The following is a 12948-nucleotide window of genomic DNA, read 5'->3' as shown; positions in this document are numbered from 1 at the left end:
GCAGGTAGTGGGAGGCCAAGCGTTTAAACGGGGCGGTCCGAGAGTCCAGCGATGCAATCATAATCGTTCAAGCCGTCAGTGCCGGGGCATCAAAAAAAGAGAGCGCTACTTTACCTCAGTGCCTGCCTGGCTGCACCCTGCGCTAAACATGCTAGCTCAAAGCTTCTTTTACCAGGGCGGCAGAAGCAGGTGACATGGGCAGTGTCAGGGCTAATTCATGAGCTTGGGGTGACATCTTGCGCCAGGTTTTTTGAATAATTCGCACCATATGGTCATGTTCGACCTTGCGCGAGAAATCGGCAAAATAGTTTTCCAAAAATACCAGGCAGGCGCAGTCTTCAAGTGTCTGTACATCGGCATCACGGCCCAACCCCTTTTTGGTGATGAGTGTGATAACCCGCTCGGCGTCCTCAGTGCTATAGCCTGCTTCACGCATTAATTGGGCAGTTGTGTCGCCCGCGCGGATACCCTGGTCGCGCCGCCAGGTTAAGTAGCCTACTCGACCTTCAGGGTACGCTTCGCGTGCTACCTGCCAGCGCTGCAAGTGCTGGGCGCGGACAGCAATCTGTAAGCACTCGCTGGGTGCCTGGTTAAGGTGAGCAAGCCATTTGCTCATGCGCTGTGCGTAAAGCAGCTCGGCGGGGAGCGGCTCATCGGCCACGTTGACTGTTTTGGGGTCTTCGCTATGAAGCTGGTCCAGCGCGGTTAATACCTGTTCAAGGGGGTGGGACATGGTGCTCTCCTGGTTAGCTGTCGCGATACTCTGCAACGGTCTCGTCGCAGAGTATTCTGGCGTGGGGCGGGCGGTCAGGCTTTATTATCGGCGTTATAAACGTCGAGGTTCAATTCGCCTTCGCTTTTACCTACCAGGGTGGTGACCATAATGTCGCCCGCCACGTTAACGCTGGTGCGCGCCATATCGAGAATACGGTCGATGCCTGCGACGACGGCGATGGCCTCAAGCGGTAAGCCAATTTGAGCCATCACGATAGAGAGCATGATAAGACCCGCACCGGGTACGCCCGCGGTGCCAATGGAAGCAAGCGTGCCGGTGGCGACAATCATGCCGTAGTCGACCAGGCTCAGCTCAATACCCAGCATTTGGGCAATAAACAGTACGACGACGCCTTGGTAAAGCGCTGTACCATCCATATTAATGGTCGCACCCACAGGCAGTACAAAGCTTGAAACGCCTTCAGATACGCCCAGGTTTTTCTGTGCACAGCGAATCGATACTGGCAGTGATCCTGCCGAAGAGGCGGAGGAGAACGCTATCATCATGGCGTCGAGGCTGCCCTGGAGATAACGCACTGGATTAAGCCGCCCCAACAGGCGAATAAAGCCTGAGTAAATCACCAGAACATGCAGCGCACAGGCTAAATACACCACGCCAATCAGCTTGGCGAGTGGTAACAGGATTTCCAGCCCGTATTGGCCAGATACATGCGCCATTAGGCCAAACACCCCAAAAGGTGCAAAGGCCATGACGATGCCCGTGAGCTTGTACATTGCCTCGGCAAAGCTATCGAACACCACGACCAGTGCTTCACCCTTTTCACCAATCAGAGTCAGTGAAATGCCCAAGCCAATCGCAAATACAATAATTTGCAAAATGTTGCCGTTGGCCAGCGCATCAATGGGGTTGCGGGGCACCAGGTTAATCAAAATGGACGCCAGGGTAGGCGCCTCGTTTGCATTCACGCCGCTATCAAAACTGATGTTAACGCCTGCTCCAGGCTGTAGCAGTGTCGAAAGCAGCAACCCGATACTGATAGCAAAGGCCGTGGTCAAAAGATAAAGGCCGATGGTACGGGCGCCAATGCGACCCATTTTTTGCGGGTCGCGCATCGACGTAATGCCGACCACCAGCGTTGAGAACACTAGCGGTACGATCAGCATCATGATCGCGTTGATAAAAATATCGCCCAGTGGCTTAAAGATGCTGGCGTTTTCACCCAATAGCGCGCCCGCCGCTATCCCTAGCGCTAAACCTGCGAGAATTTTCTTCCAGAGGGCGATGCCTCTCCACCAGCCGAAGGCGCCTTGTGATGTGCTCACGGATCTCTCTCCTTGGAGTTTTATTTACGGTTGATCAATAGCAGGATTACGATTCGGCGCGCACTTTATCACTTTTTAGTAAGAAGGGCGGGGGCTTGTAATGGGCGAAGTGAGCGCTTACGGGCAGCCGCGGCTTCGAAGCAGTCTCTGGTTATTTAATCGCCGATGTGAGTTGCCGGGCACGTTGCTATAACGCCCCCATAGCTCCCCGCCGTGCTTTTGCCTACAATAGGGGCCTTTGATACTGGCGTTTGGCGCCGTGTTTAACTGAATACAGGCCAAGGAATAACTCATGCTCGATCCGAAACTGCTGCGCGGTGATCTGGACGCGCTAGCGCAACAACTAGCTCGTCGCGGCTTTGTACTGGATAAAGAGGGGCTTCAGACGCTGGAGTCGCGCCGCCGTGAATTGCAAACGCAGACCGAGCAACTGCAAAGCGAGCGTAATACGCGCTCAAAAGCCATTGGCAAGGCCAAAGCCAGTGGCGAAGATATCCAGCCGCTGTTGGATGAAGTCAGCGATTTAGGCGATCGTCTGGATAACGCCAAGTGTGAGTTGGCCAAGGTGCAAGAGGCCTGGGATGACGCGGTCAGCGGTATTCCTAACCTGCCTCATGAAAGCGTGCCGGAAGGTGAAAAAGAAGAAGACAACGTTGAACTGCACCGTTGGGGTACACCACGTGAGTTCGATTTTGACGTGCTCGATCATGTCGATTTAGGCAAAAAATCCGGTTATCTGGATTTTGAATTGGCCGTTAAACTGACCGGTGCCCGCTTTGCCGTTATGCGTGGGCCCATTGCTCGACTGCACCGTGCGCTGGCTCAATTTATGCTGGATATCCAAACCGAAAAGCACGGCTATGAAGAGTGCTACGTGCCCTATATGGTGAATCGCGACTCACTAACGGGCACCGGCCAGCTGCCGAAGTTTGGCGAAGACCTGTTCAAGCTGGATGATGAGCGCGAGTACTACTTGATTCCTACTTCTGAAGTGCCGCTCACCAACTTTGTGCGTGATGAGATTGTGGATCAAGCGGCATTGCCGATGAAGCTTACGGCGCACACGCCGTGTTTTCGTAGCGAGGCCGGTTCGCACGGGCGTGATACTCGCGGCATGATCCGCCAGCATCAGTTTGATAAAGTGGAAATGGTGCAGATTGTAGAACCAGAGAAGAGCTATGAAGCGCTGGATGAAATGCGTGGTCATGCAGAGGCGATCTTACAAGCGTTAGAGTTGCCGTACCGCGTAGTGACGCTTTGCACGGGCGATATGGGCTTTGGCGCGGCGAAAACCTACGACCTGGAAGTCTGGCTGCCCAGTCAGAGCACTTATCGGGAAATTTCGTCTGTTTCCAACTGCGAAGACTTTCAGGCACGACGTATGCAGGCGCGCTTCCGTCAACCGGATGTGAAAAAGCCACAGCTCCTGCATACGTTAAATGGTTCTGGCTTGGCCGTTGGCCGTTGCCTGCTGGCAATACTTGAAAATCACCAGCAGGCAGACGGCTCGGTGGTTATTCCTGAGCCGCTACGTCCCTATCTTGGTGGTCAGGAGCGTCTGGCCCTTTAAGCGTCCATTCGACGTTAACCCCGGCATCAATACGGATGGTGCCGGGGCTGTAATCGCTTTGTGATCCGCTATTGGCCATATCACTCTCAGCCCGCATGGCCATCATGCGGGGCTGAAACATAGGCGCTTGCGTCTCTTCAATACGCTGAACGTGGCCGAGTTCGGTTTCCAGCGTGCTGGCCATCAGGTTGGCTTTGTGGCGAGCTTTCTCCAGTGCTTTTACCAGCGCTTCATCGGTGGCGGCTTCTCTGTCCTGTAAATCAAATTGGACGCCGTCCATTGCATTCACACCCACCCCGATCAGCGCGTTGAGCACATCGCCCAATTGATCAAGGTCGGTTAGCTCTATGCTGAACGGGCGTTCAAGACGCGTGCGTTGGAGCATCTCCTGGTCGCCATTTTCGCTACGTGGCGCAGCGACATGGTCAGGATAAACGTTCAACGACCCGGCATTGATAGCGCGTCGCTCAATTCCCAGGGCTTCAATGGCTTCGATCAGTTCGCTGGCACGATTCTCAAGGCGTTCACGGGCTTCTCCTAACGCTTCGCTGTCGGTATCTTCCAGTGAAGAAACGGCAGGCGTGTTTTCCCAAAGGCGCGCTGTGAACGTCGCCTGGTCGGGTTCAACCTCAACCCAGGACTGTGCCTGGACATTTAAGCTGGGCGGTGCAGGCGGGGCCGCAAAGGCGAGGGGAGTGCTCAGAAGCGCCAACAGAGCGCCACTTAAAATTCCATAACGAAAACGCGGTAAACGTGCCGATACTGGGCTCATAGAGAAACTCCTTGAGGTAGAGAAGACTAGCCGGGTACGCGTCAATTAAAAGTATAGACGCTTGCTTGGAATAGCGACTACGGGGAAAGTTCAGCGTAAAAGAGGTGACGCAAAACAGTTGCTTATTATTTGCACGGTTTGTGCAATACCTTTATTACCGCCATTATGTATGGGTAACTAGCTAAGGATGAGGCTATGTCGAGATTATCGGATGAGGATTATCGAAGTATCCCCTTAAATGCTACGTTGGCGCTAGCGGCATTAGTGGTAATTATTGCGGGAATGAAAGGGGGGGCAGATTTACTTGTACCCTTGCTGCTGGCGGTATTTATCGCGGTAGTGTGTACCTCTCCGGTGCAGTGGCTACACCGTTGTGGCCTAAGCATGAGAATGTCGGCTTTTTTAACCCTGATGGTGTTGTTGGGGTTTCTTTCACTGATTGGCGTGTTGGTCGTCAACAGTTTTAGCACCTTTGTGGCGGCGCTGCCTGATATTGAGGAGCGGCTTTACGAGCACTATTGGGATTTGCTTAATACGCTCGCCATGCATGGCTTCAATATTGACCCTGATGAGCTTAGCGCCGTCTTTTTCAATGCGGATGAGGAAGGTTCTTCTTGGGTGGCAACGCTGTTGGGTGAGCTGGGCAACCTGGTGATGCAAAGTATTATCGTGGGGTTGCTGGTTATTTTTATGCTGTTTGAAACGCTGAACCTTCGCCAAAAAGTTTCGCGTGCCTTGGAAAACCCTGCACCTAGTTTAAAGCGATTTAGCGAATTCAGCTTAACGCTAAAGCGCTATTTGGCCGTAAAAACAATGATTAGCCTAGCCACGGCGGTATTAATTTGGCTCTCCTGTGTGATTGTCGGGGTTGATTTCCCATTACTTTGGGGCGTTCTGGCGTTTGGGCTTAACTTTATCCCTAACATTGGCTCAGCACTTGCGGCTATCCCTCCAGTGCTGCTGCTTCTGGTGTCCCAGGACGGCGGCGCACTACAGGCGCTGCTGCTGGCGTCCGCTTATCTGGTCATTAACTTTGTACTTGGTAACCTGATTGAACCGCGTGTCATGGGGCAAGCGCTAGGGCTTTCAACGTTTGTGGCGTTTCTTTCGCTGGTTGTTTGGGGGTGGATTTTTGGACCGGCGGGGATGCTGCTATCTGTCGTGTTAACCATGACCCTAAAAATTGCCTTGGATAGCCATCCGCAGACGCGTTGGATTGCCCATTTTCTGGGACCAGGGAGACATCGCACGGGGCGTTATCTTAGCCAGCAAGATGCAGGTCGCGCACCGTGGAAACGTAAAAATAGTGCTACGCCCGAAGAGCATCTAAAAGAGGGGGAGAGTTAACAGGAGGGGTCGCACGGCCACCACCGGTTGTGCCGGCGGTGGCCAATTTCATCAAGCGTTTTGGTCGATGAATTGCGTTAGTTGAGACTTGGATTGCGCGCCTACCAGTGAAGCGACTTTGGTACCAGACTTGAACAGCATAACGGTCGGTACACCGCGTACGCCTTGTTCTGCGGCAATTTCAGGCGCATCGTCAACGTTTACGCTGACCACTTTTAAGTTATCACCGCGCTCGGCTGCCACTTCATCGACAACCGGTGCCATAACTTTACACGGGCCACACCAGGGCGCCCAAAATTTTAGCAGGACAGGCTGGTCGGCGTTGAGGACTTCTTGCTCAAAATTAGCGTTAGTGACGTCAACATTATTAGCCATTTGCTTCTCCCGTTTGCGTTGCTCTTGCAGTGTCGTTGCCTCAAATGGAGCAACGGTCATTACGCGTTAAACCTGCGCACTTTCATTACGCCAAGTCGGCAGATGTTAGCGGGCGCGGCGTTTGCTGGCAAATATCTGCGCTTATTTTTGTGCTTAATTACAAAATTAATAGATGCTAATAGAGATTATCTCTTATAATATAAGTGAATTATAGAGTGTTTTTTTATGCCAAATAGTGCTTTGTGGTGAGTGCAAGATAGGCGGTGCCAGCGTTAGATGACCTGCCTGCTATCGGTATAGATAATGAGGTGATGATATGAAGCTACAACAACTTCGCTATATTTGGGAAGTTAACCGACACAACCTAAATGTATCGGCGACCGCTCAAAGCCTGTTTACCTCTCAGCCTGGTATTTCCAAGCAAATACGGCTGTTGGAGGATGAGCTGGGCGTTGAGATTTTCGCGCGTAGCGGAAAACATCTAACCCGGGTAACGCCAGCAGGTCAGTCCATTATTAACCTGGCGGGCCAGGTGCTCAAGCTTACCGAAAATATTAAACAGGTAGCCCAGGAGCATAGCGATGAGCGGCGGGGAAGCTTATCTATTGCGACCACGCATACCCAGGCACGCTATGCACTTCCGCCGATTATCAGTGAATTTACACTGAAATATCCGGAAGTCGCGCTACATATGCAGCAGGGTACGCCTAAGCAAATTGCGCAAATGGTGAGTGAGGGGCAGGCCGATTTTGCGATTGCCACTGAATCGCTGGAGCTGTTTACCGACTTGGTACTCTTGCCTTGTTACCGCTGGAATCGCTGTATCCTGGTGCCTAAAGGCCACCCACTAGCAGCGCTGAGTGGACCTTTAACGCTGGAAGCGTTGGCAGAACATCCGCTGGTGACGTATGTCTTTGGATTTACCGGTCGTTCCCAGTTGGATGATGCGTTTAAAGCGAAGGGGTTGACGCCTAACGTTGTGCTAACGGCGGCGGATGCCGACGTGATTAAAACCTATGTGCGGCTCGGCATGGGCGTTGGGATCGTGGCACATATGGCGGTAGACGATAACTTGGACGGGGATTTAGTCGCGGTGGATGCCAGCCACCTGTTTGCGAGTTCAACGACTAAAATAGGCATTCGCCGGGGCACGTTTATGCGTGGCTATATGTACGATTTCCTGGCGCGCTTTGCCCCACACTTGACGCGAGACCGTGTGGATGAGGCGCTCATTGCTGGGCCACGCTTTGAACAAGCGCTGTTTGAAGGGATAGAGCTGCCTGAGTACTGATAGCTTGTGGCACTGATGTGTGACAAGTGCTTGTTACACGCACTTACCACACGTACTTATCACAAGCGCTTATTACAAGCACTTATTACAAGTACGGATTAGAAGTACCTACGAAAACACTAACGCTTTAAGCGCTCACGTTGTTAGGGGGGGCATGATGCCAGCGAAACCGCTGGCAAGCTGCTAACAACGTGAGTCGTACGTTTGGCTTGTGGCCTAACCTGGAGCCAAGTCTTTCAATACCTGGTTTTTCAATGACAGGTTTTCAGAGAAAGGCTTAATGCTGTAGGTGCAAGCCGCACTCGCGTTTTTCTTCCACCTTGGTGGGGTCGAAGTAATCGAAGTTGTTAGGCAGGTCGTGCGCCTGTAAATATTGATACATCTCTTTAGCACTCCAATGCAACACCGGCGCCACTTTAACCAGCCCATCACTGTTACGGCTGACGGGCTGCATTTTGGCCCGTTCGGGCGTGTCTTCTGCACGAAGCGCTGTAAACCATACGTCAGGGCGCATCTCACTTAATGCACGTTCAAACGGCTCAATTTTGACCTCTTGGGTGAAGGCCGCATGGCGCGGGTCATCAATGCCCGGCATGGGGCCTTCGAGCGCTTCACGGTGCGCGCGCGTCCGCTTGGGTATATAGCTGACCATGTTCAGATTCAAGCGCGTTATTAGCTCGTCGGCGAATTGATAAGTGGCTTCGGTGTTATAGCCACTGTCCATCCAGACAATCGGCATGTCAGGACGTACCTGTGTCACCATGTGCAGAATAACGGCTTCAAAAGGGCGAAAGTTCGTCGTACAGATCGCCCTTTCACCTTGTGTTAATGCCCACTCAATAAGTGCTTGTGGGTTCTTGCTAAAATCGTTCTCGGAAAAATCACGATTGATCGCATCTAGCGATGAGGACATGCTGCCTCCTTGTCATATTAATGAACCATACCGCTAGGCTATCAAACTGTCCGCCGTTCCCCCCAATACCGTTTGGTTTGGCTTTTATATTCCTTTTTGATTTAAATACGGCGGCTGTTATTCCAGTGCCTTAATAAGATGGCGAATTTTATCCAGTGTCTCCACGTACTCTTCCTCAAGTGCTGAGTCGGCAACCAGCCCACCGCCGCCCCACACGTGAAGCCTCCCGGCATCCGCCGCTAACGTACGAATAGTAATAGAAGTGTCCATGCTGCCACGTATATCAACGTATCCCATGCTTCCGCAGTACACGCTGCGCTGACACGGCTCAAGCTCGGCGATAATCTGCATGGCGCGAACCTTGGGCGCACCGGTAATCGACCCGCCGGGAAAGGCCGCCGCCAATAAGGCAAGAGGGGAGGCGTCGGACGCGAGCTGTCCGCGCACTACGCTCACCAGATGATGCACATTAGGGTAGCTTTCCAGCTTGCAGAGTTGGGGCACATTGATACTGCCCGGCTTACATACACGGCCCAGGTCATTGCGCAGTAAATCAACGATCATGACGTTTTCAGCACGATCTTTAAGGCTGCTGGTTAGATCATTGGCCAGAGCAAGATCCTCATCAGCCGTAGCGCCCCGTGGTCGGGTGCCTTTTATAGGACGAGCCTCAACCGCGCCATTATTGCTTTTGATAAACCGCTCGGGTGAAAGAGAGAGGACGGCCTGTTGGCCCCAAGCCATGAAGCCTGAAAACGGTGTGGGCGTGGCGTTGCGTAAGCGTAAATAGGCCTGCCATTCATCGCCCTGGTAGGCAGCAGAAAAGCGCTGGGCGAGGTTAATCTGATAACAGTCGCCCGCCAGAATATAGCGCTGAACGGCTTTGAAGCGTTCAGCGTAATCGCTCTGGCTAAGCTCTGCTTGAAAGGGTTCGGTTAAGGCAAAAGGAGGGCGTTTGGGCGGCGCCTGGTCTAGCCACTCTAGAACCTGCTCTCGACGCTGCGCGGTGGCTACCAGCCACGCCCGCTTTGCTACGTGGTCAAGGGTGATGCACCAGTCATAAAGGCCCAGGCGCGCCTGAGGTAGGTGAGCCACCTGAGGTTGTTGGTGGGTCGCCAGTGAGCGCCCAAGGTCATAGCCCCAGTAGCCTATCAGCCCGCCCATAAAGGGCAGCTCACTATGTAAGGCGTGTTGATCAACCTCTGTAGCCTGTAGCGGTAGCTGATTTAACAGCCACTGCTGCTGAGCAAAGCAATCGCCTGGCGGTAGAGCCGCTATATTGAGCTGTTCACTCGCAAGCTCTGACTTGCCTGTGGCGTCCACTTCCAGCGTCGCTAAGGGGTCGCTGCTCAGAATATCGTAGCGCCCTTGAGCGACGGGGCGGCCACTATCCAAAAGTACTGCACCTGGGCGTTGGCGAAGCGAATCAAACAGCGCTAACGGGTCAGAAGAATAGGGCAGCGTAAATATCGACAATGCCGTGGTCATGGAGCAAACGCCTCGCCGGTAAAAGGCTGCTCATTTTAGAGGGCGTTGAAGGCCGACACCAGCAATGTAATCGATGTGCTTCAAACGGTTTTAGCGAGATTGTTGACACTGGCGAGAGGGGTAGACTTTTTGCTTACAACCAAAGATGCATAAAATCGCCAGTATTCTATGGTTGACGCTAGAAAGGCGCACAGCTAAAGTTTGAACACTTTCCTAATTGTCGACAATTCGCCATGAGTTCATCCATTAGCGCCCCTTATTCTGTTGATTCGTCGCTTGAAATAGCGCCGCCTGAAGTGCGCACGCTAGCCGAGCGGGTATTTCATCAACTGCAAAGCGATATTGTGCGTGGCGTCTTGGCGCCAGGCAGCAAAATCACTGAGCCCGGGCTTTCAAAAACGTACGGCATTTCTCGTGGTCCGCTTCGCGAAGCCATGCGGCGTTTAGAGTCTCATCGCTTGATTGAGCGCGTACCTCACGTCGGCGCACGCGTCGTTAAGCTCTCTATGAAAGAGCTGATAGAGCTGTTTGATGTACGCGAAGCGTTGGAAAGCATGGCCGCAAGGCTAGCAGCGGAGCATATGTCGGCAGAGGAAATACAAGGCCTTCGTGATGTGCTGGCACTGCACGAAGGGCAGGCCGATTTACAGCGCGGTGAAGCTTACTATCAGCGTGAGGGCGATCTCGACTTTCATTACCGCATTGTGCAAGGCAGCCACAACAAGATGCTAATGAGCCTGCTGTGCAATGACTTGTACTACCTGGTGCGCCTTTATCGTACGCAGTTTAGTGCCAGCGGTACGCGCCCGCAGCGTGCCTTTGTTGAGCACCACCGGATCGTGGACGCCATTGAATCAGGTGACGCCGAACTTGCTGAGCTATTAATGCGCCGCCACGTCAGTGCCTCGCGTGCCAATGTTGCCGACCGTTATGCCGCGATTCTTAAACAGCAATCATCTGAGCCTGCCGAGGAACGGCAGGCCACTACCCTTCAGGAGACACGCTAATGTCAACGCTCACCCCAGGCGCCCGTTTTAAAGCCGCCCTTGACGCCCAGCGCCCACTGGCCATTTTAGGCACTATTAACGCGTATACGGCGATGATGGCTGAACGTGTCGGCCATCAGGCGATCTACCTTTCCGGCGGTGGGGTGGCAAATGCCTCGTTTGGCCTGCCTGATTTAGGGATGACCAGCATGAACGATGTCGCCGAGGATGCGCGCCGTATCTGTGGTGCAACGGACCTGCCGTTGCTGGTGGATATTGATACCGGATGGGGCGGCGCGTTCAATATTTCCCGTACAGTGAAAGAGATGCAGCGTGCTGGCGTCGCCGCTGTTCATCTGGAGGACCAGGTGGCGCAAAAACGTTGTGGTCATCGACCCAACAAGGCAATTGTTTCCCAGGCTGAGATGGTTGATCGCATTAAAGCGGCCGCCGATGCCCGAATAGATCCCGATTTTTATCTGATTGCACGCACCGATGCTTTTCAAAAAGAGGGCCTGGACGCGGCTATTGAGCGCGCCAATGCCTGCGTTGAAGCCGGTGCGGATGCCATCTTTGCTGAAGCCGTATACACCCTTTCTGATTACCAGGCATTCTGCGAGCGAGTGGATGCCCCGATTCTGGCCAATATCACTGAGTTTGGTGCGACGCCGCTCTTTACTCAAGCCGAGCTTGGCGAGGTTGGTTGTCGCATGGTGCTTTACCCGCTCTCTGCGTTTCGAGCGATGAACGCTGCTGCCCTGAATGTCTATCAAAGCATTCTGGATAATGGCCATCAAAAAGAAGTCGTTAACACCATGCAGACGCGCGATGAACTCTACGATTTCCTCAACTATCACGATTTCGAGCAGAAACTGGATGTATTATTCGCCGAAAAGGGCGAAGAGCCGCAATGAGGTGCGCACGACAACACGGTTATCTGCAATTAATGATAGGTACAACGATAAGCACACCAGGAGACTCGTCATGGCTGATAAACCGCTAGCGGGAGCAGGGCTGCGTGGACAAAGTGCGGGAACTACCGCCTTGTGTACTGTTGGAAAGACTGGCTCGGGCCTAACGTACCGTGGCTTTGATATCAAAGAGCTGGCTGAAAAGGCTAAATTTGAAGAAGTAGCGTACCTGCTCTTGAAAGGTAAATTGCCCAATCAGGCAGAGCTTGACGACTACATCCGCAAATTAAAGGGCTTGCGTGGGTTGCCCGATGCGCTGAAAACGGTGCTTGAGCAAATTCCGAAAGATGCTCACCCGATGGATGTTATGCGTACTGGAACCTCCATGCTGGGCAATCTGGAAACCGAAGAGAGTTTTGACGAGCAGCAGGACGTCGCTGATCGGCTGCTGGCCGTGTTGCCTTCGATCATTTGCTACTGGTATCGCTACTCTCATGACGGAGTGCGGATTGATACCCAAACCGACGCTGCATCGGTTGGCGGGCACTTCTTGCATCTACTGCGTGGCGAGCCGGCCTCTGAGCTCCATGCGCGAGTGATGAACGTATCGCTTATTTTATATGCCGAGCATGAGTTTAATGCGTCGACCTTTACCGCCCGGGTGTGTGCCTCAACGCTTTCTGATATGCACTCTTGCGTCACCGGCGCCATCGGTTCGCTGCGTGGCCCGCTGCATGGCGGTGCCAATGAAGCGGCCATGGCGATGATCGAAAACTGGAAATCGCCGGAAGAAGCGGAAAGTCAGATCATGGGCATGCTTGAGCGCAAAGATAAAATTATGGGCTTTGGCCACGCGATTTATCGCGAGTCTGATCCACGCAACGAGATCATCAAGCAGTGGGCAAAAAAGCTTGCCGATGACGTAGGCGATACGGTGCTTTATCCCGTATCTGAAAGGGTCGAAGAAGTGATGTGGCGTGAGAAAAAGCTGTTCTGCAACGCAGACTTCTTCCATGCCAGCGCCTATCACTTTATGGATATCCCCACCAAGCTGTTCACACCAATTTTTGTCATGTCCCGGCTAACGGGGTGGGCCGCACATGTCTTTGAACAGCGCGCCAACAATCGAATTATCCGCCCCAGCGCTGACTACATCGGTCCTGAAAAAAGCGAATGGGTTCCCATTGAGGCGCGTGATTAATCAGCGTGCGGCCCGGCAGCTTGCTTGCCGGGCGTT

General features: G+C 53.2%; 12 protein-coding genes. 6 read left to right on the top strand and 6 right to left on the bottom strand.

Features of this window, described 5'->3' with window-relative positions; all coding sequences use genetic code 11:
* Positions 1-151: 151 nt before the first annotated feature.
* Together ACT3T6_RS15600 and ACT3T6_RS15595 are read right to left on the bottom strand one after the other, a co-directional pair.
* Positions 152-733 carry a DUF4202 domain-containing protein gene (locus tag ACT3T6_RS15600; protein WP_193054872.1) on the bottom strand — a complete coding sequence of 194 codons (582 nt, stop codon included), beginning with the start codon at positions 731-733 and terminating at the stop codon, positions 152-154.
* A 74-nt stretch (positions 734-807) separates the two neighbouring features.
* Positions 808-2058: a dicarboxylate/amino acid:cation symporter gene (locus ACT3T6_RS15595; protein WP_193054873.1), complete on the bottom strand. Its 1251-nt coding sequence runs from the start codon at positions 2056-2058 to the stop codon at positions 808-810.
* Positions 2059-2350: 292 nt separating this feature from the next.
* Between ACT3T6_RS15595 and serS the strand changes: the two genes are divergently transcribed.
* Complete coding sequence (serS, locus tag ACT3T6_RS15590) at positions 2351-3628, top strand: serine--tRNA ligase (RefSeq protein ID WP_193054874.1); 1278 nt, start codon at positions 2351-2353, stop codon at positions 3626-3628.
* Here the strand turns inward: serS and ACT3T6_RS15585 are convergent.
* Positions 3573-4400, bottom strand: coding sequence for an SIMPL domain-containing protein (locus ACT3T6_RS15585; protein WP_193054875.1), 828 nt, complete (start codon positions 4398-4400; stop codon positions 3573-3575). The genes serS and ACT3T6_RS15585 overlap by 56 nt on opposite strands.
* 195 nt (positions 4401-4595) lie before the next feature.
* Here ACT3T6_RS15585 and ACT3T6_RS15580 point away from each other — a divergent pair, with 195 nt between their 5' ends.
* A complete protein-coding gene (locus ACT3T6_RS15580) occupies positions 4596-5747 on the top strand; it encodes an AI-2E family transporter (protein WP_193054876.1) in 1152 nt (383 codons plus the stop codon).
* Positions 5748-5798: 51 nt separating this feature from the next.
* On the opposite strand, the gene trxA is transcribed toward ACT3T6_RS15580, so the two are convergent.
* Positions 5799-6182: a thioredoxin gene (gene trxA, locus ACT3T6_RS15575; protein ID WP_140398967.1), complete on the bottom strand. Its 384-nt coding sequence runs from the start codon at positions 6180-6182 to the stop codon at positions 5799-5801.
* A gap of 256 nt (positions 6183-6438) precedes the next feature.
* Here trxA and cysB point away from each other — a divergent pair, with 256 nt between their 5' ends.
* Positions 6439-7413 (top strand): HTH-type transcriptional regulator CysB, encoded by a 975-nt coding sequence (gene cysB / locus ACT3T6_RS15570; RefSeq protein ID WP_193054877.1) that lies wholly within the window; start codon positions 6439-6441, stop codon positions 7411-7413.
* Positions 7414-7690: 277 nt separating this feature from the next.
* Here cysB and ACT3T6_RS15565 read toward each other — a convergent pair whose 3' ends face one another.
* Positions 7691-8326, bottom strand: coding sequence for a phosphoadenosine phosphosulfate reductase domain-containing protein (locus tag ACT3T6_RS15565; RefSeq protein WP_193054878.1), 636 nt, complete (start codon positions 8324-8326; stop codon positions 7691-7693).
* Positions 8327-8443: 117 nt separating this feature from the next.
* Positions 8444-9814, bottom strand: coding sequence for an aminodeoxychorismate synthase component I (gene pabB, locus ACT3T6_RS15560; protein WP_193054879.1), 1371 nt, complete (start codon positions 9812-9814; stop codon positions 8444-8446).
* Between the two features lie 233 nt (positions 9815-10047).
* Between pabB and ACT3T6_RS15555 the strand changes: the two genes are divergently transcribed.
* The 3 genes from ACT3T6_RS15555 to prpC all read left to right on the top strand — a co-directional run bounded on the left by ACT3T6_RS15555 (position 10048) and on the right by prpC (position 12912).
* Positions 10048-10821 (top strand): GntR family transcriptional regulator, encoded by a 774-nt coding sequence (locus ACT3T6_RS15555; protein ID WP_193054880.1) that lies wholly within the window; start codon positions 10048-10050, stop codon positions 10819-10821.
* Entirely contained in the window at positions 10821-11714 is an 894-nt protein-coding gene (gene prpB, locus ACT3T6_RS15550) for a methylisocitrate lyase (protein WP_193054881.1), read from the top strand. The genes ACT3T6_RS15555 and prpB overlap by 1 nt, the downstream gene beginning before the upstream one ends.
* 70 nt (positions 11715-11784) lie before the next feature.
* The gene (prpC, locus tag ACT3T6_RS15545) at positions 11785-12912 is read left to right on the top strand and encodes a bifunctional 2-methylcitrate synthase/citrate synthase (protein WP_193054882.1); all 1128 of its coding nucleotides are present in this window, start codon (positions 11785-11787) and stop codon (positions 12910-12912) included.
* Positions 12913-12948 lie beyond the last annotated feature (36 nt).

It is taken from the genome of Halomonas sp. 72 (assembly GCF_052379785.1).
In the GTDB taxonomy this organism is placed as follows: Bacteria; Pseudomonadota; Gammaproteobacteria; order Pseudomonadales; family Halomonadaceae; genus Vreelandella; species Vreelandella citrativorans.
This window is presented reverse-complemented; position numbering and strand designations above follow the sequence as displayed.

Coding starts and splice junctions, on each gene's coding strand:
- ACT3T6_RS15600 (WP_193054872.1), bottom strand. CDS start 733: ATGTCCCACCCCCTTGAACAGGTATTAACCGCGCTGGACCAGCTTCAT.
- trxA (WP_140398967.1), bottom strand. CDS start 6,182: ATGACCGTTGCTCCATTTGAGGCAACGACACTGCAAGAGCAACGCAAA.
- ACT3T6_RS15555 (WP_193054880.1), top strand. CDS start 10,048: ATGAGTTCATCCATTAGCGCCCCTTATTCTGTTGATTCGTCGCTTGAA.
- prpC (WP_193054882.1), top strand. CDS start 11,785: ATGGCTGATAAACCGCTAGCGGGAGCAGGGCTGCGTGGACAAAGTGCG.
- ACT3T6_RS15580 (WP_193054876.1), top strand. CDS start 4,596: ATGTCGAGATTATCGGATGAGGATTATCGAAGTATCCCCTTAAATGCT.
- ACT3T6_RS15585 (WP_193054875.1), bottom strand. CDS start 4,400: ATGAGCCCAGTATCGGCACGTTTACCGCGTTTTCGTTATGGAATTTTA.
- prpB (WP_193054881.1), top strand. CDS start 10,821: ATGTCAACGCTCACCCCAGGCGCCCGTTTTAAAGCCGCCCTTGACGCC.
- cysB (WP_193054877.1), top strand. CDS start 6,439: ATGAAGCTACAACAACTTCGCTATATTTGGGAAGTTAACCGACACAAC.
- ACT3T6_RS15565 (WP_193054878.1), bottom strand. CDS start 8,326: ATGTCCTCATCGCTAGATGCGATCAATCGTGATTTTTCCGAGAACGAT.
- serS (WP_193054874.1), top strand. CDS start 2,351: ATGCTCGATCCGAAACTGCTGCGCGGTGATCTGGACGCGCTAGCGCAA.
- pabB (WP_193054879.1), bottom strand. CDS start 9,814: ATGACCACGGCATTGTCGATATTTACGCTGCCCTATTCTTCTGACCCG.